Below are 21,820 nucleotides of genomic sequence, written 5' to 3'. Positions count from 1 at the left end.
GGGCGCTGCGGTCCCTTGGCGGGCGTTGCCGTCGCTGCGGCTGCGGAGGCGGCACTGCCGGGCGCGGTGGCTTCCTGCATCGTGGTGTTGGGCGCCTCGAGGATGCTGGGGCGTGGATGCTTCTTCAGTTCCTCGGCGAAGGTGACCTGCTGCGGGCTCTGGCATTCGTCGGCCAGGCGCTGGCCGAGCTTCTGGCTCATGAGCATCGACTTGTTGCCCAGCTGCAGCCACATCGCGCCACGGCGACCGTCTTCGAGCCGGATCGCGCCCGTGCGGCTCTCGACCGGGTGCATCAGGAACTTGTAGCCCTTGGTCGTCACCACGAACAGTCCGGTGCGGCGCGCTGGCGTCACCTTGACGGAGGCGCCGAGCTCGCACGAGATGTTGCCGACGTAGACCTGCTTGGCGGTCTCCAGGTCGGCGTCGGTGAGCTGGACCTTCGGGTCGTCGTCGACGGGCGTGACCTCCTCGACCGCCTTCTGCGCCGAGCGCTTCAGCTTGGGCTTGGCGGCCGCCTTCTTCGCGGCCGGCTTTTCCGCCTGCGCGAAAGCCGCCGGGCTGGCAGCGACGAGGGCGGCGAGGCAGGCGGAAACGACGAAGCGCACTTGCATGGAATCTCCTGGTGTCATGGGGTGGCGCCGAACCATTCGGCGGCCTCGGGCGGCAGTGTCCTGCCGGTGCGGTGCGCCCGCTCCAGCACCTGCCAGTGGAAGCGGTAACTTGCACGGTCGTGCAGCTTGCCGTCCACGCTGATGGGGGCCCAGTCCGCGGCCTGCGCGGCGAGAAGGATGCGCACCGCCTCGCCGATCTCGCCGGCGCTGGGCGACATCGCCTCCAGGATCGGCCGGATCTGGTCGGGATGGATGCTCCACATCCGCGTGTAGCCGAAGTCCGCGGCGGCGCGGTGCGCAGCGGCTGCCATCGCGGCGCGGTCCTTGAATTCGGTGACCACGCAGTGCGACGGCACCTTGCCATGGGCATGGCAGGCGGACGAGATGGCCAGCTTGGCGCGCACCACCAGCGGGTGCGTGAACTGGCCCTGCACGCCCATGCCGGCCTCGGGGATCGCGCCGTCGTGGGCCGACACGAAATCCATCAGGCCGAAACTGAGCGACTGGATGCGCGGATGCGCGGCGATGTCGAACGCGCGATGCACCGCAGCGGGCGATTCGATCAGCGCATGCAGCGGCAACTGCGGCGCGCCGGCGGCATCGAGCGCTCGCGCCGCGATGTCGACGTCCTGCACCGTCTCGACCTTGGGCAGCATCACGTGCGCGAGACGTGCGCCGGCGCGGCCGACGATCACCTGCACGTCCTGGGCGAACGCGGGATGGTCGACGGCGTGCACGCGGACAGCGACACGGGCGCCGGGCGCGGCACCAAGCGCGAGCTCGGTGACCAGCGCGGCATGCTCCGCTTCGCCGCCGACCGGCGCGCCATCCTCGCAATCGAGCGTGACGTCGAACACGCAGGCGCCGTACTCCTGCGCCATCTCGGCCTGTAACTGCAGGCTCTTGCGCATCCGCGCCTCCACGCCGCTGTAGTGGTCGCACACCGGGATGCCACCGGTGCGCGCCTGGGCGCCAAGGAGGATGTCGCGCGGGTGCGGCTTCACTACGGGATGCGCCGGATCAGAGCAGGTGGGCCACGCCGGCCTGCTCGTCCTGCAGTTCCTTCAGGGTCTTGTTGATGCGCTCCTGGCTGAAGGCATCGATCGGCAGGCCCTTGACGATCTCGTACTTGCCGTTGGCCGTGGTGACCGGGAAGCCGAACATCACGTCCTTCGGGATGCCGTAGTCGCCGTTCGAGGGCACGCCCATGGTGACCCACTTGCCGTTGGTGCCCAGCGCCCAGTCGCGCATGTGGTCGATGGCGGCGTTGGCGGCGGAAGCGGCGGACGACAGGCCGCGCGCCTCGATGATCGCGGCGCCGCGCTTGCCCACCGTGGGCAGGAACGTGTCGGCGTTCCAGACCTGGTCGTTGATCAGGTCCTTGACGTTCTTGCCGCCGACGGTGGCGAAGCGGTAGTCGGCATACATGGTGGGCGAGTGGTTGCCCCACACGGTGAGCTTCTCGATGTCGCCGACCTTCGTGCCGGTCTTGGCCGCGACCTGCGACAGGGCGCGGTTGTGGTCCAGGCGGAGCATGGCGGTGAAGTTCTCGCGCGGCAGGCTGGGCGCGCTCTTCATCGCGATGTAGGCGTTGGTGTTGGCGGGGTTGCCGACCACCAGCACCTTGACGTTGCGGCTGGCCACCTTGTCGAGGGCCTTGCCCTGCGCGGTGAAGATCTGCGCGTTGGCGGCCAGCAGGTCGGCGCGCTCCATGCCGGGGCCACGCGGACGGGCACCGACCAGCAGCGCGTAGTCGGTGTCCTTGAAGGCGGTCATCGGGTCGGCGTGGGCTTCCATGCCGGCCAGCAGCGGGAACGCGCAGTCCTCGAGCTCCATCATCACGCCCTTGAGCGCCTTCTGCGCCTTCTCGTCGGGGATCTCCAGCAGCTGCAGGATCACCGGCTGGTCCTTGCCCAGCATCTCGCCCGAGGCGATACGGAACAGCAGGGCATAACCGATCTGGCCGGCGGCACCGGTGACGGCGACGCGGACGGGCTTCTTGGACATGGGAAGTTCTCCGAAGGAAGGTTGCGAATCGGGCGCGAAGCCTGGGATCGGGCCGGCAGCGGTGGCACGGCAGGGCGAGGCCCACGCGGACAGCCCGCGAGTGTACCCGCGCCTCGCGAGCCGGTCAATTTGTCTTATGTCTTATATAAGAGATATCATCGAGCAACACCGCGCACCCATGGCCACCTCCTCCCTGCCGGACGACAGCACCGACCACGCCGCCCAGGGCACGCCGGCGTTCAGCCCGTTGTACCGGCAGATCAAGGGCCTGCTCCTGCAGAGCCTCCAGGCCGGCGAGTGGAAGCCGGGCGAGACGATCCCCAGCGAGATGGAGCTGGCTGCGCGGTTCCGTGTCAGCCAGGGCACGGTGCGCAAGGCGATCGACGAACTCGCGGCCGACAACCTGCTCGTCCGGCGGCAAGGCAAGGGCACGTTCGTGGCCACGCATGCCGAGCAGCACGTGCAGTACCGGTTCCTGAAGCTTGTGCCCGACAGCGGCGCCAATGTCGCGGAGGGGCCTGCGCAACGGCGCATCCTCGACTGCCGGCGCTCGCGCGCGACCGGCGACATTGCGCGGCTGCTCGGCCTGCGCTCCGGCGATGCGGCCATCCAGGTGCGTCGCGTGCTCTCGTTCGAGGGCACGCCGACCATCCTCGAGGATCTCTGGCTGCCGGGCACGGCGTTCAAGGGCCTGACCGCCGAGCAGATGGCGGACTACCCTGGCCCGACCTACGCGATGTTCGAGGTCGAGTTCGGCGTGCGCATGGTGCGCGCCGAGGAGAAGATCCGCGCAGTGGCCGCCGATGCGCAGCAGGCCGCGCTGCTGGAGGTGCCTGCAGGCAGCCCGCTGCTCAGCGTCGAGCGCGTGGCCTACACCTACAACGGCGTGCCGATGGAATTGCGGCGCGGCCTGTACCGCACCGACAGCCGCCACTACCGCAACGAGCTCAGCTGAGATGGGTGGTCGCGGCTGTCGGGTACCTTGCAACCCACGTGTCAGGTTGTTGCACTGAAATAGAATCGCAGGCTGTCCGCGCCCGCAACGGGCGCATCGCGACCTTCCAGAAAGCCCCGTCATGCCTGTAGCCCAGAAGCGGCCGGAATTCCGCAACATCAATGCCTTCAGGGACCTTCCCACCTACCGCCTGCCGGCGCCGGGCTGGGTCTCGATCCTCCACCGCGTGAGCGGCGTGCTGATGTTCGTGCTGATGCCGTTCATCATCTGGCTGTTCGACACCTCCGTCTCCTCCGAACTGTCGTTTGCACGCTTCAGGGCCGCTTTCAACAGCGGCCTTGGTTTTGTTCCGGGGTGGTTCGTGAAGCTGGTGGCGCTGGCCTTGATCTGGGCCTTCCTGCACCACTTCATCGCCGGCGTGCGCCACCTGTGGATGGACGTGAGCCACACGGCCACCAACAAGCAGTTCGGCAACAACTCGGCGCGCATCACGCTGGTCGCGGCCGTCGTGCTGACCGTGCTGCTCGGCGCCAAGCTGTTCGGCCTGTACTGATTCCCTGAAGGCAAGAAGATGAGCGTTCCCAAGAGACAGGGCCCGGTCAACTACGGGTCCCACCGCACCGTCGTCGGCGCGCACTACGGCATGCGCGACTGGCTCAGCCAGCGCGTCACCGCCGTGCTGATGGCGCTGTTCACCCTGGTCGTGCTGGTGCAGGTGCTGTTCACGCGCGGCCCGATCGGCTACGACAAGTGGGCCGGCATCTTCGCCGCCCAGTGGATGAAGGTGCTGACGTTCTCCGTCATCGCTGGACTGCTGTGGCACGTGTGGGTGGGCATGCGCGACGTGCTGATGGACTACGTCAAGCCGGTCTTCCTGCGCCTCGTGCTGCAGGTGTTCGTCATCGTCTGGCTCACCGGCTGTGCCGGGTGGGCGATCCAGGTGCTCTGGAGGGTTTGAACTCAATGGCATACAGCAGCAAGAACATCACCCGCCGCCGCTTCGACGTCGTCATCGTCGGCGCGGGCGGCTCCGGCATGCGTGCGTCGCTGCAACTGGCGCGCGCCGGGCTGAACGTCGCGGTGCTGTCCAAGGTGTTCCCCACCCGTTCGCACACGGTCGCCGCGCAGGGCGGCATCGGCGCGTCGCTGGGCAACATGTCCGAGGACAACTGGCACTACCACTTCTACGACACCGTCAAGGGCGGTGACTGGCTGGGCGACCAGGACGCCATCGAGTACATGTGCCGCGAGGCGCCGAAGGTCGTGTACGACCTCGAGCACATGGGCATGCCGTTCGACCGCAACCCCGACGGCACCATCTACCAGCGCCCGTTCGGCGGCCACACCGCCAACTACGGCGAGAAACCGGTGCAGCGCGCCTGCGCCGCGGCCGACCGCACCGGCCACGCGATGCTGCACACGCTGTACCAGCAGAACGTGAAGGCGCGCACCAGCTTCTTCGTCGAGTGGATGGCGCTGGACCTGATCCGCGACGCCGAAGGCGACGTGGTGGGCGTCACCGCGCTCGAGATGGAGACCGGCGACCTGCACATCCTGGAAGCCAAGACCACGCTGCTGGCCACCGGCGGCGCGGGCCGCATCTTCGCCGCCTCCACCAACGCCTTCATCAACACGGGCGACGGCCTGGGCATGGCGGCACGCGCCGGCATCCCGCTGGAGGACATGGAGTTCTGGCAGTTCCACCCGACCGGCGTGGCCGGCGCGGGCGTGCTGCTCACCGAAGGCTGCCGTGGCGAGGGCGCGATCCTGTTGAACAGCAACGGCGAGCGCTTCATGGAGCGCTACGCGCCCACGCTGAAGGACCTGGCCCCGCGCGACTTCGTCTCCCGGTCGATGGACCAGGAGATCAAGGAAGGCCGCGGCTGCGGCCCGAACAAGGACTACGTGCTGCTCAAGCTGGACCACCTCGGCGCCGAGACCATCCACAAGCGGCTGCCTTCGGTGTACGAGATCGGCGTCAACTTCGCCAACGTCGACATCACCAAGGAGCCGATCCCGGTCGTGCCCACCATCCACTACCAGATGGGCGGCATCCCGACCAACATCCACGGCCAGGTGGTCACGCAGACCGCCGCCGACAACAACGCGGTGGTCAACGGGCTGTATGCCGTGGGCGAGTGCTCGTGCGTCAGCGTGCACGGCGCCAACCGCCTGGGCACCAACTCGCTGCTCGACCTGCTGGTGTTCGGCCGCGCGGCCGGCAACCACATCGTCGAATTCGCCAGCGGAACCAAGTCGCACAAGGAACTGCCGCGCGACGCCGCCGACCGCACGCTCGAGCGACTGGCGCACCTGGACAAGGCGTCCAGCGGCGAGTACGCGCAGGACGTGGCCAACGACATCCGCGCCACCATGCAGGCGCATGCCGGCGTGTTCCGCACCCAGGCCAGCATGGACGAGGGCGTGCGCAAGATCGCTGCGCTGCGCGAGCGCGTGCGCGGCATCGCGCTGAAGGACACCTCGATGGTGTTCAACACCGCGCGCGTCGAAGCCCTCGAAGTCGAAAACCTGATCGAGTGCGCGCAGGCCACCATGGTGTCGGCCGCGGCACGCAAGGAATGCCGCGGCGCGCACACCGTGAGCGACTACGAGCGCCCGGCGGACGACCCGGTGGTCCCGCTCGGCCGCGACGATGCCAACTGGATGAAGCACACGCTCTGGCACAGCAGCAGCAACAGCCTGACGTACAAGCCCGTCAAGATGAAGCCGCTGACCGTGGACACCGTCCCGCCCAAGGTGCGCACCTTCTGAGGCCCGGCTCCTACGTACTTGCACAGGCGCACCAACGCCAACGATTCGACTCCAATCCATCATGCAGAAACGCACCTTCCAGATCTACCGTTACGACCCGGACAAGGACGCCAAGCCTTACATGCAGACGGTGGAGATCACGCTCGAGGGCAACGAGCGCATGCTGCTCGACGCGCTGATGAAGCTGAAGGCGCAGGATCCCACCCTCGCCTTCCGCCGCAGCTGCCGCGAGGGCGTGTGCGGCTCGGACGCGATGAACATCAACGGCAAGAACGGGCTGGCGTGCCTCACGAACATGCGCACGCTGAAGGACCCGATCGTGCTCAAGCCCCTGCCCGGGCTGCCCGTCGTGCGCGACCTGATCGTGGACATGACGGACTTCTTCAAGCAGTACCACTCGATCAAGCCGTACCTGGTCAACGACAGCATCCCGCCCGAGAAGGAACGGCTGCAGTCGCCCGAGGAGCGCGACGAGCTCAACGGCCTGTACGAGTGCATCCTGTGCGCCAGCTGCTCCACCAGCTGTCCCAGCTTCTGGTGGAACCCCGACAAGTTCGTGGGCCCCGCCGGCCTGCTGCAGGCCTACCGCTTCATCGCCGACAGCCGTGACCAGGCCACCAGCGAGCGCCTCGACAACCTCGAGGACCCGTACCGCCTGTTCCGCTGCCACACCATCATGAACTGCACCGACGTCTGCCCGAAGGGCCTGAACCCCACGGCGGCCATCGGCAAGATCAAGGAACTGATGGTGCGTCGCGCCATCTAGGCGACAGGTCCATGGCCGAGATCGCACTCGACGAACATGCCGTGGGCAAGCTGCGCTGGCGCTGCCGGCGCGGCCTGCTGGAGAACGACCTGTTCCTCGAGCGCTTCTTCGCCCGCCATGGCGAAGCGATCACCGCCCGGCAGGGCGTGCTGCTCGAGGAGCTGATGCAGCTGGCCGACAATGACCTGCTCGACCTGCTGCTCGCCCGCCGCCAGCCCTGGGGTGAACTCGACCGCCCCGAGGTCCGCCAATTGCTGCAACTCCTGCGTACGCGTTGAGCGCCGACCGACATTCGAAAGAAGGATCCGACATGAAACTCGCCGACACCAAAGCCACCCTGTCGTTCAGCAACGGCAGCCCGAACGTCGACCTGCCCGTGTACAAGGGCACGATCGGCCCGGACGTGATCGACATCCGCAAGCTGTACGCGCAGACCGGCATGTTCACGTACGACCCCGGCTTCATGTCGACGGCGGCGTGCCAGTCGACCATCACGTACATCGACGGCGACAAGGGCGAGCTGCTGTACCGCGGCTATCCGATCGAGCAGCTGGCGACGCAGTGCGACTTCCTCGAGACGTGCCACCTGCTGCTGTACGGCGACCTGCCCAACCCGGCCCAGAAGAAGGACTTCGTCTCGCGCGTGACCAACCACACCATGGTCCACGAGCAGCTGCAGTTCTTCCTGCGCGGCTTCCGGCGCGACGCGCACCCGATGGCGGTGATGACCGGCCTGGTGGGCGCCCTCTCGGCCTTCTACCACGACAGCACCGACATCAATAACCCCGAGCACCGCGACATCTCGGCCATCCGCCTGATCGCCAAGATGCCGACGCTGGTGGCGATGGCCTACAAGTACGGCACCGGCCAGCCGTACATCTATCCGAAGAACGACCTGTCGTACACCGCGAACTTCATGCGCATGATGTTCGCCACGCCGTGCGAGGAGTACGAACCCAACGACGTGCTGGTGCGCGCGATGGACCGCATCTTCATCCTGCATGCCGACCACGAGCAGAACGCGTCGACGTCCACCGTGCGCCTGTGCGGCAGCTCGGGCACCAACCCGTTCGCCGCGATCGCGGCCGGCGTGGCGTGCCTGTGGGACCGGCGCACGGCGGCGCCAACGAGGCGGCGCTCAACATGCTGGAAGACATCCAGCAGATGGGCGGCGTCGCCAAGATCGGCGAGTTCGTGACCAAGGTGAAGGACAAGAACTCGGGCGTGCGCCTGATGGGCTTCGGCCACCGCGTGTACAAGAACTACGACCCGCGCGCCAAGCTGATGCGCGAGACCTGCCACGAAGTGCTGCAGGAACTGGGGCTGGAGAACGACCCGCTGTTCAAGCTCGCCATGTCGCTGGAGAAGATCGCGCTGGAAGACGAGTACTTCGTCTCCCGCAAGCTCTACCCGAACGTGGACTTCTACTCGGGCATCGTGCAGCGCGCGATCGGCATCCCGGTCAAGCTGTTCACCGGCATCTTCGCGCTGGCCCGCACCGTGGGCTGGATCGCGCAGCTGAACGAGATGATCGGCGACCCCGAGTACAAGATCGGCCGTCCGCGCCAGCTGTACACCGGCGCCGTGCGCCGCGACGTCAAGCCGCTCGCGCAGCGCTGATCGGCTCCGCACCGCTGAAAGGCCCGCCTCGGCGGGCCTTCTTCATGGGCGCGCCCAGCGCGACTCGCGGCGGCAGCCATCGTGCTTCGAGATGGATCACGGGATTTTGGCACGGATAATCCAGGAAGCCATCGCGCATCACGAACCCATGCAGCCACCCGAGCGCAGCTTCGCCCGCCGCCTGGACCTCACGTCCCTGCAGCTGTTCGTGGCTGTCTGCGAGCTGGGCTCCATCGGGCGCGCGGCCGAGCGCGAGTTCATCGCCGCCTCCGCGATCAGCAAGCGCCTCTCGGACCTGGAGGCCGCGCTCGGCGCACCGCTGCTCTACCGCCGCCCGCGCGGCGTCGAATTGACCCCGGCCGGCGAGACCTTCCTGCACCACGCGCGCTCCGTCCTGTTCAGCCTGGACCGCATGCAGGGCGAGCTGAGCGAGTTCGCCCAGGGCGTGCGCGGACACGTGCGCATCCACGCCAACCTCTCGGCGATCATGCAGTTCCTGCCCGACGACCTGGCGGGCTTCACGGCGCTGCATCCGCAGGTGAAGCTCGATCTCGAGGAGCACGTCAGCAGCGAGGTCGTGCGCGCCGTGCGCGACGGCGATGCCGACATCGGCATCTGCAACGCGCCCGGCTCCATCGACGACCTGCAATCGCGTCGGTATCGGCAGGACCGCCTCGTGGTCGCCGTCCCCCGCCGCCATCCACTCGCCGCGCAGTCTGCCGTCTGGTACGAAGAGACGCTGGACCATGACCAGATCGGCCTGCAGGGCAACAGCGCGCTCGATCTCGCGATGCGCCGTGCGGCCGCAGCCGCCGGCAAGGACATCCGGCTGCGCATCCGCGTGACCGGTCTCGATGCGCTGTGCCGCATGGTGCACAACGGACTCGGCATCGGCCTGATCCCCGATCGCGCCTTCGCGCTGCTGCAAGGCGTCGGTGAACTCCAAGCCGTGCCTTTGCGAGATGACTGGGCGGTGCGCGACATCGACCTGCTGGCGCGCGACTTCGCGAGCCTGCCGGTCACTGCGCGCCTGCTCGTCGACCACCTGTGCCCTCGGGCAGAGCATGCCTCTGCCGGCGGGGCAGCTCGATAATCCAACCCTTCCGCAGGAACACGCCATGGGTCGCACCCTCTACGACAAGATCTGGGACGAACACGTCGTCCACACCGAGGAGGACGGCACCGCCATCCTCTACATCGACCGGCACCTGGTGCACGAAGTCACCAGCCCGCAAGCCTTCGAGGGCCTGCGTGCCGCCGGCCGCAAGGTCTGGCGCATCAGCTCGGTGGTCGCGACCGCCGACCACAACACGCCCACCACGGGCTGGGAGCGGGGCTACGACGGCATCGACGACCCGATCAGCAAGGAACAGGTCACGACGCTGGACAAGAACATCGCCGAATTCGGCGCGGCGGCGTACTTTCCGTTCCTCTCCAAGCGCCAGGGCATCGTGCACGTCATCGGCCCCGAGCAGGGCGCCACGCTGCCGGGCATGACGGTGGTGTGCGGCGACTCGCACACGTCCACGCACGGCGCCTTCGGTGCGCTGGCGCACGGCATCGGTACGAGCGAGGTCGAGCACGTCCTGGCCACGCAGACGCTGCTGGCCAAGAAGGCGAAGAACATGCTGGTGAAGGTCGAGGGCCAGCTCGCGCGCGGCGTGACCGCCAAGGACATCGTGCTGGCCATCATCGGCCGCATCGGCACGGCCGGCGGCACCGGCTACACGATCGAGTTCGGCGGCTCGGCCATCCGCGCGCTGACGATGGAAGGCCGCATGACGGTCTGCAACATGGCCATCGAGGCCGGTGCGCGCGCCGGCATGGTGGCGGTTGACGACAAGACGATCGAGTACCTGAAGGGCCGTCCGCTGTCGCCGACAGGGGTGGAGTGGGACCAGGCCGTGAGCTACTGGCGCACCCTGCGTTCCGATCCGGACGCGAAGTTCGACACGGTGGTCGAACTGGATGCCTCGACGATCGTGCCGCAGGTGACCTGGGGCACCTCGCCCGAGATGGTGCTGGGCGTGGATGGCCGCGTGCCCGATCCGGACAAGGAGAAGGACACGACCAAGCGCGGCGCGATCGAACGCGCCCTCACCTACATGGGGCTCGAGCCCGGCAAGCCGATCGACGACATCTTCGTCGACAAGGTGTTCATCGGCTCGTGCACGAACAGCCGCATCGAGGACATGCGCGAGGCCGCGGCGGTGGTCAAGCGCCTCGGCCAGAAGGTCGCGAAGAACGTGAAGCTCGCGATGGTCGTCCCGGGTTCGGGCGTGGTGAAGGAGCAAGCCGAGCGCGAAGGCCTGCACGAGATCTTCAAGGCCGCGGGCTTCGACTGGCGCGAGCCCGGCTGCTCGATGTGCCTGGCCATGAACGCCGACCGGCTGGAGCCGGGCGAGCGCTGCGCCTCCACCAGCAACCGCAACTTTGAAGGTCGGCAGGGCGCGGGCGGGCGCACGCACCTGGTCAGCCCCGCGATGGCAGCCGCCGCCGCAGTGCACGGGCACTTCGTGGACATCCGCCAGTTCGCCTGACAGCACGACACGAGGCACGCAGCACCATGCAGAAATTCACCATCCACAAGGGACTTGTGGCGCCGATGGACCGCGAGAACGTCGACACCGACGCGATCATTCCCAAGCAGTTCCTGAAGTCGATCCGCAAGACCGGCTTCGGCCAGAACCTGTTCGACGAGTGGCGCTACCTCGATCCCGGCTATCCCGGCCAGGACCCCACCAGCCGCAAGCCCAATCCAGACTTCGTGCTGAACCAGCCGCGGTTCGCGGGCGCGTCGATCCTGCTGGCGCGCCGCAACTTCGGCTGCGGTTCGTCGCGCGAGCACGCGCCCTGGGCGCTGGTGCAGTACGGCTTCCGCGCGCTCATCGCGCCAAGCTACGCCGACATCTTCTTCAACAACAGCTTCAAGAACGGCCTGCTGCCCATCGTGCTGCCCGAGGCCACGGTGGCGAAACTGTTCGACGAGGTGCGCGCGTTTCCGGGTTACGAGCTCACGATCGATCTCGACCGGCAAGTGGTCACCACGCCGGGCGGCGAGTCGATCCCGTTCGACGTGCAGCCGTTCCGCAAGTACTGCCTGCTCAACGGCTTCGACGACATCGGCCTCACGCTGCGCCAGGCCGACAAGATCCGGGCTTTCGAAGCACAGCGCCTGGCCACCAAGCCGTGGCTGGCGCACACCCTGGCCGCATGAAGCCGCTGCGCAGCCTCGCCGCTGCCGGCGTCGCTTTCCTGGCGCTGGCGGCTTCGGCCGAGGACGCACGGCCGCAAGCGCTTCGCTTCGCCTCGGCCGATGAAGCCAGGGCGCAGCTGATGGCCGATGACGAGTGGATGGCGACCGTCAGCCCGTTCCAGCGCGCGGCGACCGTGGGCCGGCCCGATGCCGGTGCCGCGGCCTTCAAGGCGGCGCTTGCAGTCGCAGGGCATGCGTGCGATGCAAGCGAGCAGCGGCGATGGCGCGACGCCGCGATGGCTGCCGTGCCGCAGCTGCGCCAGCTGGGAATGCCCACTCCGTGGCCCGTGACCATCGTGTGTACTGACGGCAGCGATGCCGGCGGCGCGCCGTACACCCGCGGGAGGCCGTCTTCATGCCCCGCGGCCCATCGCGCGGCGCCGGCGCTGACGCTTTCGTGCTCGCGCACGAGATCGTGCACGTGACCACGCGCGCGAAGCCGGAGCTCGCCACGCGCCTCTATCGCGAGTTGGGATTCGAGCCGATCGAGCCGCTGGCCTGGCCCCAGGAGTGGCTGCCGGCACGCATCTCCAACCCGGATGCCCCGCACAGCCGCCACGCGATGCGCGTCGAGACGCCCGCCGGCCAGCAGTGGCTCGTGCCGCTGCTGGTGGCGAGCCGCACGCAACTGAAGCCGGGAGAGACCTTCTTTTCCGTGCTGCAGGTCCGCCTGCTCGCCGTCGAGCCCGGGCGTGCCGGCCAGCCCAGCCTGCCGTTGCGCCGTGCAGGGCAACTGCAATGGTGGCGGGTCGAGGACGTGCCGGCCTACCTGCAGCGGCTCGGCGGCAACACCGAGTACGTATTCCATCCCGAGGAAACGCTCGCCGACAACATCGCGCTGCTCGCCAGCGGCGCCTCCGCGCCCAATCCAGCCTTGCTGGACCGGCTGCGCAGCGTGCTGGCGGACTACGCGCGGCTCCCATTCACCAGGAAAGACAAGCCATGAAGATTGCAGTATTGCCGGGGGACGGCATCGGAACGGAAATCGTCGCCGAGGCACTGAAGGTGCTCGACGTGCTGGATCTCAAGTTCGAGATCGAGACGGCGCCGGTGGGCGGCGCGGCCTATGAGGCGCTTGGCCATCCGCTGCCCGAGTCGACGCTGAAGCTGGCCAAGGCCGCCGATGCCATCCTGTTCGGCGCCGTCGGCGACTGGAAGTACGACAAGCTCGAACGCGCCTTGCGGCCGGAGCAGGCGATCCTGGGGCTGCGCAAGCACCTGGGTCTCTTCGCCAACTTCCGCCCGGCGATCTGCTACGAGCAGCTGACCTACGCGTCGAGCCTCAAGCCCGAGCTGGTGGCGGGCCTGGACATCCTCATCATCCGCGAGCTCACCGGCGACATCTACTTCGGCCAGCCGCGTGGGCGGCGCACGTCGGTCGACGGCCACTTCCCCGGCGCGGAGGAAGCGTTCGACACGATGCGCTACACGCGCCCCGAGATCGAGCGCATCGCGCACGTCGCCTTCCAGGCAGCGCGCAAGCGCAGCAAGCACGTGACCAGCGTCGACAAGGCCAACGTGCTCGAGACCTTCCAGTTCTGGAAGGACGTGGTCACCGAGGTGGGCCAGCAGTATCCGGACGTGAAGCTGGACCACATGTACGTCGACAACGCGGCCATGCAGCTGGTGAAGCAGCCCAAGTTCTTCGACGTCGTGGTGACGGGAAACATGTTCGGCGACATCCTCTCGGACGAAGCCGCGATGCTCACCGGCTCCATCGGCATGCTGCCCTCGGCCAGCCTGAATGCGGGCAACCAGGGCCTCTACGAGCCGAGTCATGGCAGCGCGCCCGACATCGCCGGCAAGGGCATCGCGAACCCATTGGCTACAATCCTGTCCGCAGCCATGATGCTCCGCTTCTCCCTCAACCAGCCTGCCGCCGCCGACCGCATCGAGTCCGCGGTGAAGTCGGTCCTGGCGCAGGGACTGCGTACGGCGGACATCCATTCCGAAGGCACCACGAAGGTCGGCACCCGCCAGATGGGCGACGCTGTCGTGGCCGCGATCACCAAGAAAACCACCAAGAGCTAGCAAGCTCCGGTTCGTCGCGCGCCTCCCCCGGCCCGGACGAGCCGGGGGAAACGGATCACTCAGAAAGGCGTTTGACGATGGCACTCTCCAAGGCACAACAACCTCTCGTCGGCCTCGTCGGCTGGCGCGGCATGGTCGGCTCGGTCTTGATGGACCGCATGCAGGCCGAAGGCGACTTCGCGCTCATCGAGCCGATGTTCTTCTCGACCTCCAATGCCGGCGGCAAGGCGCCCGCGCAGGCGAAGAACGAGGCCAGGCTGAAGGATGCGTTCGACATCGAGTCGCTGAAGAAGTGCGACATCGTCATCACCTGCCAGGGTGGCGACTACACCAGCGAGGTGTTCCCCAAGCTGCGTGCGGCGGGCTGGGCCGGGCACTGGATCGACGCGGCCTCGACGCTGCGCATGAAGGACGACGCGGTGATCGTCCTGGACCCCGTGAACCTGCCGGTCATCAAGAACGCACTGGGCAAGGGCGGCCGCAACTGGATCGGCGGCAACTGCACCGTGAGCTGCATGCTCATGGGCGTGGGCGCCCTCTACAAGGCCGGCCTCGTCGAGTGGATGAGCAGCATGACCTACCAGGCCGCTTCGGGCGGCGGCGCGCAGCACATGCGGGAGCTGCTCACCCAGTTCGGCACGCTGAACGCCGAAGTGAAGGCGCTGCTCGACGACCCGAAGTCCGCCATCCTCGAGATCGACCGCAAGGTGCTGCATCGCCAGCAGGCGATGACGGCCACCGAGACGGAGAACTTCGGCGTGCCGCTGGGTGGCTCGCTGATCCCCTGGATCGACAAGGACCTGGGTGGCGGCGTCTCGCGCGAGGAGTGGAAGGCCGGTGCCGAGACCAACAAGATACTCGGCCAGGGTGCCGGTTTCGGTACCACGGCAGTGCCGGTCGATGGCTTCTGCGTGCGCGTGGGTGCGATGCGGTGCCACAGCCAGGCGCTGACGTTCAAGCTGAAGAAGGACGTCCCGCTCGCCGACATCGAGGCCCTGATCGCGAGCGACAACGACTGGGTGCGTGTGGTGCCCAACACGCGCGAAGCGACGCTGAAGGACCTGACGCCTGTGGCAGTCACGGGCACCCTCGGCATCCCCGTGGGTCGCCTGCGCAAGATGGCGATGGGCCCCGAATACCTGGGTGCGTTCACCATCGGCGATCAGCTGCTGTGGGGCGCCGCCGAGCCGCTGCGTCGCATGCTGCGCATCCTGCTCGACGCCTGATCGGCCGTGCTGTAGCGCTTCGTTACAGCACGTTGTGGATGGGCAACGACGGACGGGGTCCCGTCGCGTTGTGGAACGTGCTTCGGACGTTAAGCCATGTCTCAGCTTGTTTCCCTAAGACATTGATGTTATGGTCCTTTTAGCAATTTCCGCCGGAAGGCGACCGTCCGCATGAACAGAAAAAAACTGCCTGCAGACCGAGCAGTGGGGACCTCAACAAGCAAGCGCTCGCGCCGTTGGCAAGCCACTGCCGTGGCGTTGGCCACGGCTGCCTTGTTGAGCGTGCCGTCGTTCGATGCGCAGGCATTGGCCCTCGGTCGCGTCACCGTCCAGTCCGCGCTTGGCGAACCGTTGCGCGTGGACATCGATCTGCCGGAGATCACGCCGGAGGAGGTCTCCAGCCTCAAGGCCACGATCGCCCCGCCCGCCACGTTCCGAAGCGCAGGGATGGACTACAACGCCGCGCTGGCCAATGTGCAGGTGGCGGTGCAACGCCGTTCCGACGGTTCCTACTTCCTGCGCCTGTCCGGTGACCGGCCGATCAACGAACCGTTCGTGGATGTCGTGCTCGAGACCTCCTGGTCGTCGGGCCGCATCCGGCGCGACTTCACGATGCTGTTCGACCCGCCGGCGATGCGGCAGGGACAGCAGCCGCTCACGGCCCAGACCTCCCCGGTCCAGCCCTCTGGCAGCGCCGAGAGCAGCGCCAAGCCGGTGGCCCCCCGCCCGCAGCAGCCGCGTCCAGAATCGCCGGCTGCCGCGACCACACGCGCTCCCGCACCCCCGGCCACGACGTCCACCGCCAAGGGCGATGGCAAGCCCGTCACCGTGCAGGCGGGCGACACGGCCGGCAAGATCGCCGCGGCCAACAAACCTGCCACGGTGTCGCTCGACCAGATGCTGGTGGCCATGCTGCGCAGCAACCCCGATGCGTTCGGCGGCGGGAACATCAACCGCCTGCGCGCCGGCACCGTCCTCAACCTGCCCTCGCAGGAGCAGGCCGAAGCTGTTCCCCCAGCCGAGGCCCATGAGACGCTCATCGCGCAGAGCCGCGACTTCAACGAGTTCCGCCGCAAGGTGGCCGAGAGCGTGCCCGAGGCACCCAGCGTGGGCTCCGGGCGCGAGAGCCGCGGCACAGTGCAAGGCAAGGTCGACGAGAAGAAGCCGTCGACGGCCACACCGGACCGCCTGACCCTCTCGAAAGGGGCCGTGCAAGGCAAGGCCGGCGAGGACAGGATCGCGCGCGAGCGTGCGTCGAAGGAGTCCGCGGCCCGCATGGCCGAACTCGATCGCAACCTCGCGGAGCTGAACGGCGTCACGGCCGCGGCCAACGCCCCCAAGGCTGGTCCTTCGGCCTCCGCCACGGCCGGCACCGCCGGCAAGGCAAGCAGTCCTGCCACCGGCCCCTCACTGACCGTCGGGACGCCTTCGGCCACCACTGCCAAGCCGGCACCGACGCCGGCGGCCAGCGCGAGCGCGCCGACGGCAGCTGCGCCCGTCACGGCAGCTGCGCCCGCCAAGACAACGCCCACGCCCGAGGCACCTCCTGCAACGACGTCTGCGGCGCCCGCGCCGGTGACGGCGACAGCTCCGTCGGCCCCGGCCGGCGAAGCGTCGGCTCCGGCAGAGAGCGCGGCGCCTTCCTCCAGCACGACGTCCGACCCCTCCGTCTCGCCGACGACGAGCACCACCAACGACAGCACTGCGGGCGCGACGCCGAAGGCGGCAGTCGCCGCTCGCAAGCCGGCTGCCGTTCCGGCACCTGCTCCCGAACGCGGACTCATCGACCAGATGCTCGATGAGCCGTTGGTTCCTGGCGTCATCGGCGCCGCGGTTCTGGCCCTGCTGGGCCTCGTCGGCTGGCGTGCACGCCAGCGCCGTCGCGGCGCGTCCGTCGACAGCTCCTTCCTCGAGAGCCGACTGCAGCCCGACTCCTTCTTCGGTGCGAGCGGCGGCCAGCGGGTCGACACCAACGAGGGAACGGCCACCGGGTCGTCGATGGTCTACTCGCCCAGCCAGCTCGATGCGGCCGGCGACGTGGATCCGGTCGCCGAGGCGGACGTCTACCTGGCCTACGGTCGTGACCTGCAGGCCGAAGAGATCCTCAAGGAAGCGCTTCGCATCAATCCGCAGCGCGTGGCCATCCACGTCAAGCTGCTCGAGATCTACGCCAAGCGCCGCGATGCCAAGGCCTTCGAACAGGTGGCGAGCGAGGCCTATAGCCTGACGCACGGCGAGGGTGGCGAGTGGGCGCGCATCTGCGAGCTGGGCCAGGAACTCGATCCTGCCAATCCGATGTACAAGCCTGGCGGCCACCCGGGCGCGGCGCCCGCCGCCCCCACGGGGTCTGTCCTGCCGGTCGAGGATGCTGGGTACCTCAACACGACGAAGCAGGCTGCCGCCGTTCCGGCTGCGGCACCGGCCGCGATCGATCTGGATCTGGACCTCGACTTCTCGCTCGGCGACGAGCCGTCACCTGCCGCATCGGCACCCGTGACAAAGGCAGCGCCCGCACCGGCAGCCAAGGCGCGGGCTCCAGAGATGGACTTCTCGGCGCAGCAGACGCAGCCGGTGCAGCTGGACCCGCCAAGCCTGGACCTAGCCGACAACAGCCTGGATTTCAGCGCCGAGCCCCCTGCTGCTCCGGCACCGGCGCCCGCACGCGCTGCCGCTGCACCGGCGGCCGACGCCGGGATGATCGAATTCGATCTCGGCGCGCTCTCGCTCGACCTCGATTCATCGGCCAAGCCTGCCGCGCCCGCAACTCCCGTGGCGGCTCGCGCCACGGCGCCTGCAGCACCTGTCGTGCCTGACGAACCGGCGTTCATCATGGCCGATGATGTGGACAGCGCCGACCCGCTGGCCACCAAGCTCGCACTTGCCGAGGAATTCAACGCCATCGGTGACGCCGACGGTGCCCGCAGCCTCGCGCAGGAAGTGATCGCGGAAGCCTCCGGCGATCTCAAGAGCAAGGCGCAGAAGTTCCTCGCGGAGATCGGCTGAGCCCGACCTCCGGCAAGGCCCGGCCGTGAGGTGGGCACTCGGCATCAGCTACCTCGGGCAGGCCTATGACGGCTGGCAGAGCCAGCCGTCTGGTCGCACGGTGCAAGACCACCTGGAAGGGGCCCTGGCCCGCTTCGCCGACCAACCCGTCTCGACCGTCTGCGCCGGTCGCACCGATGCGGGCGTGCACGGTCTCATGCAGGTGGTGCACTTCGACACCGGTGTCGTCCGGGAGCCGTTCTCCTGGGTGCGCGGCACCAACACCTTCCTGCCCCCTGACATTGCGGTGCAGTGGGCGCATCCGGTGCCGGCCGAGTTCCACTCGCGCGCCAGTGCGCTCGCCCGTCGCTACGCCTACGTCTTGCTCGAGTCCGCCGTGCGGCCCAGCATCGAGAGCGGACGTGCGGGATGGGTGTTCCGCCCGCTCGACGAAGGCGCGTTGCGCGACGCCGCCTCGCGGCTGCTGGGTGAACACGATTTCACCTCGTTCCGTGCTTCAGGGTGCCAGGCACGCTCGCCGGTGAAGACCCTCGGACGCATCAACATCGAGAGGAAGGGGCCGTACTGGCGGTTCGAGTTCGAGGCGAACGCGTTCCTGCACCACATGATCCGCAACATCATGGGATGCCTGGTCGCCGTCGGGCAGGGACACCAAGCGCCGGCCTGGATCGACGAAGTGCTGGCCGCGCGCAGTCGCGATGCCGCGGCGCCCACGTTCTCGCCCGACGGGCTGTATTTCCTCGGCCCGGTCTACGAATCCCACTGGGGCTTGCCGGCATCCACCCCTCCGTATCATTGGCTTCCATGAGCGCTACGCAGCCCCCGTCGAGCCAGCGAACGCGGATCAAGATCTGCGGCCTCACGCGCGAGCAGGACATCGTGGCCGCAGCCGAGGCCGGTGCCGACGCGGTCGGCTTCGTCCTGTACCCGAAAAGCCCGCGCTTCGTCACCGCGCAGCGGGCGGCCGAGTTGGCCGCATTGCTGCCGCCCTTCGTCACGCCCGTGCTGCTGTTCGTCAATGAATCCGTCGAAGGCGTGCGCGCCGCATGCGCTGCCCTGCCCTCGGCGGTGCTGCAGTTCCATGGCGACGAAACGCCCGAGCAATGCCGGGCTGCCGCGGAGGACGGGCGCCGCGCGTGGATGCGCGCCGCACGCATCCCGCTCGAGGCGTCCCAGCCATTCGACTTGGTAGACTTCGCGCAACGGCACCACCACGCCCGGGCCCTGGTCGTCGACGCGCACGTCGAGGGCTACGGCGGCGGCGGCAAGGCATTCGATTGGTCACGTCTTCCACCAAGCGTCAACGCTCAGCTCGTCTTGTCTGGTGGGTTGACGCCTGCAAACGTGACCGATGGCATCGTGCAGGTGCGGCCGCGGTGCAGATCGCTGGCCGTTGATGTGAGCTCCGGGGTCGAGCGCGCCAAGGGCGTGAAGGACCCGGACAAGATCCATCAGTTCGTCGCGGCCGTGCGTGCCGCCGACGCGCTTCTTGCAAGGTCCCCCAATGCCCTCTTATCAGCAGCCTGATGCCGCCGGCCATTTCGGCCCCTACGGCGGCAGCTTCGTCAGCGAGACGCTGACCCACGCCATCGACGAACTGCGCGCGGCCTACGCACGCCACCAGAACGATCCCGAGTTCCTGGCCGAATTCCGCTACGAGCTGGCGCACTTCGTCGGCCGGCCCTCGCCCATCTACCACGCCGAGCGCATGAGCCGCGAACAGGGCGGCGCGCAGATCTACCTGAAGCGCGAGGACCTGAACCACACCGGCGCGCACAAGATCAACAACGTGATCGGCCAGGCGATGCTGGCCCGCCGCATGGGCAAGCCGCGGGTCATCGCCGAGACCGGCGCGGGCCAGCACGGCGTGGCCACCGCCACCATCTGCGCCCGCTACGGCCTGGAGTGCGTGGTCTACATGGGCAGCGAGGACGTCAAGCGCCAGAGCCCGAACGTCTATCGCATGAACCTGCTGGGCGCCCGCGTGGTGCCGGTGGAATCCGGCAGCCGGACGCTGAAGGACGCGCTGAACGAGGCCATGCGCGACTGGGTGACGAACGTGGAGAACACGTTCTACATCATCGGCACCGTGGCCGGCCCGCATCCGTATCCGATGATGGTGCGCGACTTCCAGAGCGTCATCGGCAACGAGTGCATCGAGCAGATGCCGAAGATGGCAGGCCGGCAGCCCGACGTCGTGGTCGCCTGCGTCGGCGGCGGCAGCAACGCCATGGGCATCTTCCATCCCTACATCCCCTTCGACGGCACGCGCCTCGTCGGCGTGGAGGCCGCGGGCCAGGGCCTGGACAGCGGCAAGCATTCGGCGTCGCTGCAGCGGGGCAGCCCCGGCGTCCTGCACGGCAACCGCACCTACATCCTGCAGGACGCCAACGGCCAGATCACCGAGACCCACAGCGTCAGCGCTGGCCTCGACTATCCCGGCGTCGGGCCCGAACATTCGTGGCTGAAGGACATCGGTCGCGCCGAGTACGTCGGCATCACGGACCAGCAGGCCCTGGACGCCTTCCACTACCTGTGCCGCACGGAGGGCATCATCCCGGCCCTGGAATCCAGCCATGCGGTCGCCTACGCGATGCAGCTCGCGCGAACGATGCGGAAGGACCAGAGCATCCTGGTCAACCTGTCCGGCCGCGGCGACAAGGACATCGGCACGGTCGCGGACCTCGCAGGCGTCGACTTCTACGACCGGCCCTCGATGCGTGGCCTGAAGCTCAAAGGCGGCAAGGAATGAGCCGCATCACCGCCACCTTCGATCGGCTGCGCGCCAGCCGGCGCAAGGCGCTGATCCCGTACGTCACCGCCGGCTTCCCTTTCGCCGACATCACGCCATCGCTGATGCACGGCATGGTGGAAGCGGGCGCCGACATCATCGAGCTGGGCGTGCCGTTCTCCGATCCGATGGCCGATGGCCCCGTGATCCAGAAAGCGGGGGAGCAGGCGCTGGCACTGGGCGTCGGCATGACGCAGGTGCTCGCGATGGTGCGCAGCTTCCGCGAGCGTGACGGTGACACGCCGGTCGTCCTCATGGGGTACGCCAATCCCGTCGAACGCTACGACCTGTCGCATGGCGCCGGAGCCTTCATCCGCGATGCTGCAGCGGCCGGGGTCGACGGCGTGCTGGTGGTGGACTACCCGCCCGAGGAATGCGAGCAGTTCGCGGCCGACCTGAAGGCGGCGGGCATCGACCTGATCTTCCTGCTGGCGCCCACCTCGACCGAGAAGCGGATGCAGCAGGTGGCACGCATCGCCAGCGGCTACGTGTACTACGTGTCGCTCAAGGGCGTCACCGGTGCCGGCCACCTGGATACAGCCGCGGTCGAACAGATGCTGCCGCGCATTCGCCAGCACGTGAAAGTGCCGGTGGGCGTGGGCTTCGGGATCCGCGACGCCGAGAGCGCCAGGGCGGTCGGGCGTGTCGCCGATGCCGTCGTCATCGGTACCCGAATCATCCAGTTACTCGAATCGCAGCCACGCGAGCGCGCAGTCGTCGAGGCCGCCGCCTTCTTGCGGGGCATCCGCCAGGCGCTGGACACATAAAATCCGTTCTTCACC

Annotated in this window: 21 protein-coding genes and 1 pseudogene; 20 read left to right on the top strand and 2 right to left on the bottom strand. The window is 68.0% G+C overall.

Features of this window, described 5'->3' with window-relative positions:
* Positions 1-116: 116 nt before the first annotated feature.
* Positions 117-719, top strand: a complete 603-nt coding sequence (locus ACPWT1_RS10605; protein WP_427915325.1) for a hypothetical protein — start codon at positions 117-119, stop codon at positions 717-719.
* Here ACPWT1_RS10605 and ACPWT1_RS10600 read toward each other — a convergent pair.
* Positions 626-1,615 (bottom strand): HpcH/HpaI aldolase/citrate lyase family protein, encoded by a 990-nt coding sequence (locus ACPWT1_RS10600; RefSeq protein ID WP_427915324.1) that lies wholly within the window; start codon positions 1,613-1,615, stop codon positions 626-628. The two genes, ACPWT1_RS10605 and ACPWT1_RS10600, sit on opposite strands and share 94 nt — an antisense overlap.
* 16 nt (positions 1,616-1,631) lie before the next feature.
* The gene (locus ACPWT1_RS10595) at positions 1,632-2,618 is read right to left on the bottom strand and encodes a malate dehydrogenase (RefSeq protein WP_427915323.1); all 987 of its coding nucleotides are present in this window, start codon (positions 2,616-2,618) and stop codon (positions 1,632-1,634) included.
* A 178-nt stretch (positions 2,619-2,796) separates the two neighbouring features.
* Here ACPWT1_RS10595 and ACPWT1_RS10590 point away from each other — a divergent pair, with 178 nt between their 5' ends.
* The 19 genes and pseudogenes from ACPWT1_RS10590 (at position 2,797) to trpA (ending at position 21,805) form a co-directional block, all read left to right on the top strand.
* Positions 2,797-3,573 carry a GntR family transcriptional regulator gene (locus tag ACPWT1_RS10590; protein ID WP_427915322.1) on the top strand — a complete coding sequence of 259 codons (777 nt, stop codon included), beginning with the start codon at positions 2,797-2,799 and terminating at the stop codon, positions 3,571-3,573.
* A gap of 121 nt (positions 3,574-3,694) precedes the next feature.
* Positions 3,695-4,126 carry a succinate dehydrogenase, cytochrome b556 subunit gene (sdhC, locus tag ACPWT1_RS10585; protein ID WP_427915321.1) on the top strand — a complete coding sequence of 144 codons (432 nt, stop codon included), beginning with the start codon at positions 3,695-3,697 and terminating at the stop codon, positions 4,124-4,126.
* Between the two features lie 18 nt (positions 4,127-4,144).
* Positions 4,145-4,531, top strand: coding sequence for a succinate dehydrogenase, hydrophobic membrane anchor protein (gene sdhD, locus ACPWT1_RS10580; RefSeq protein ID WP_427915320.1), 387 nt, complete (start codon positions 4,145-4,147; stop codon positions 4,529-4,531).
* A 5-nt stretch (positions 4,532-4,536) separates the two neighbouring features.
* Entirely contained in the window at positions 4,537-6,345 is a 1,809-nt protein-coding gene (gene sdhA / locus ACPWT1_RS10575) for a succinate dehydrogenase flavoprotein subunit (RefSeq protein ID WP_427915319.1), read from the top strand.
* Positions 6,346-6,406: 61 nt separating this feature from the next.
* Positions 6,407-7,111 (top strand): succinate dehydrogenase iron-sulfur subunit, encoded by a 705-nt coding sequence (locus ACPWT1_RS10570; protein WP_427915318.1) that lies wholly within the window; start codon positions 6,407-6,409, stop codon positions 7,109-7,111.
* An 11-nt stretch (positions 7,112-7,122) separates the two neighbouring features.
* Positions 7,123-7,389: a succinate dehydrogenase assembly factor 2 gene (locus tag ACPWT1_RS10565; RefSeq protein WP_427915317.1), complete on the top strand. Its 267-nt coding sequence runs from the start codon at positions 7,123-7,125 to the stop codon at positions 7,387-7,389.
* Positions 7,390-7,421: 32 nt separating this feature from the next.
* Positions 7,422-8,731 (top strand): annotated as a pseudogene (gene gltA, locus ACPWT1_RS10560) (citrate synthase).
* A gap of 148 nt (positions 8,732-8,879) precedes the next feature.
* Positions 8,880-9,824 carry a LysR substrate-binding domain-containing protein gene (locus tag ACPWT1_RS10555; protein ID WP_427915541.1) on the top strand — a complete coding sequence of 315 codons (945 nt, stop codon included), beginning with the start codon at positions 8,880-8,882 and terminating at the stop codon, positions 9,822-9,824.
* Between the two features lie 25 nt (positions 9,825-9,849).
* Positions 9,850-11,271, top strand: a complete 1,422-nt coding sequence (leuC, locus tag ACPWT1_RS10550; protein WP_427915316.1) for a 3-isopropylmalate dehydratase large subunit — start codon at positions 9,850-9,852, stop codon at positions 11,269-11,271.
* 26 nt (positions 11,272-11,297) lie between these two features.
* Positions 11,298-11,948, top strand: coding sequence for a 3-isopropylmalate dehydratase small subunit (leuD, locus tag ACPWT1_RS10545; RefSeq protein WP_427915315.1), 651 nt, complete (start codon positions 11,298-11,300; stop codon positions 11,946-11,948).
* Positions 11,945-12,412, top strand: coding sequence for a hypothetical protein (locus ACPWT1_RS10540; protein ID WP_427915314.1), 468 nt, complete (start codon positions 11,945-11,947; stop codon positions 12,410-12,412). Before leuD ends, ACPWT1_RS10540 begins: the two co-directional genes overlap by 4 nt.
* A complete protein-coding gene (locus ACPWT1_RS10535) occupies positions 12,343-12,933 on the top strand; it encodes a hypothetical protein (protein ID WP_427915313.1) in 591 nt (196 codons plus the stop codon). The genes ACPWT1_RS10540 and ACPWT1_RS10535 overlap by 70 nt, the downstream gene beginning before the upstream one ends.
* Positions 12,930-14,018, top strand: a complete 1,089-nt coding sequence (gene leuB / locus ACPWT1_RS10530) for a 3-isopropylmalate dehydrogenase (RefSeq protein WP_427915312.1) — start codon at positions 12,930-12,932, stop codon at positions 14,016-14,018. Before ACPWT1_RS10535 ends, leuB begins: the two co-directional genes overlap by 4 nt.
* Before the next feature lie 77 nt (positions 14,019-14,095).
* On the top strand, positions 14,096-15,244 hold the full coding sequence (asd, locus tag ACPWT1_RS10525; protein WP_427915311.1) for an aspartate-semialdehyde dehydrogenase: 1,149 nt from the start codon (positions 14,096-14,098) through the stop codon (positions 15,242-15,244).
* A gap of 282 nt (positions 15,245-15,526) precedes the next feature.
* Entirely contained in the window at positions 15,527-18,247 is a 2,721-nt protein-coding gene (locus ACPWT1_RS10520; protein ID WP_427915540.1) for a FimV/HubP family polar landmark protein, read from the top strand.
* A gap of 25 nt (positions 18,248-18,272) precedes the next feature.
* Positions 18,273-19,055 (top strand): tRNA pseudouridine(38-40) synthase TruA, encoded by a 783-nt coding sequence (truA, locus tag ACPWT1_RS10515; protein ID WP_427915310.1) that lies wholly within the window; start codon positions 18,273-18,275, stop codon positions 19,053-19,055.
* Entirely contained in the window at positions 19,052-19,774 is a 723-nt protein-coding gene (locus ACPWT1_RS10510; protein WP_427915309.1) for a phosphoribosylanthranilate isomerase, read from the top strand. Before truA ends, ACPWT1_RS10510 begins: the two co-directional genes overlap by 4 nt.
* Positions 19,752-20,999 (top strand): tryptophan synthase subunit beta, encoded by a 1,248-nt coding sequence (trpB, locus tag ACPWT1_RS10505; protein ID WP_427915308.1) that lies wholly within the window; start codon positions 19,752-19,754, stop codon positions 20,997-20,999. Before ACPWT1_RS10510 ends, trpB begins: the two co-directional genes overlap by 23 nt.
* Positions 20,996-21,805 carry a tryptophan synthase subunit alpha gene (gene trpA, locus ACPWT1_RS10500; RefSeq protein WP_427915307.1) on the top strand — a complete coding sequence of 270 codons (810 nt, stop codon included), beginning with the start codon at positions 20,996-20,998 and terminating at the stop codon, positions 21,803-21,805. Before trpB ends, trpA begins: the two co-directional genes overlap by 4 nt.
* The last annotated feature ends 15 nt before the right edge of the window (positions 21,806-21,820 follow it).

Origin of the sequence: Ramlibacter sp. MMS24-I3-19 (genome assembly GCF_050320135.1) — a bacterium.
Classification (GTDB): domain Bacteria; phylum Pseudomonadota; class Gammaproteobacteria; order Burkholderiales; family Burkholderiaceae_C; genus Ramlibacter.
Note: the sequence above shows the minus strand (reverse complement) of the source record. Positions and strands in the feature narration are given on the sequence as shown.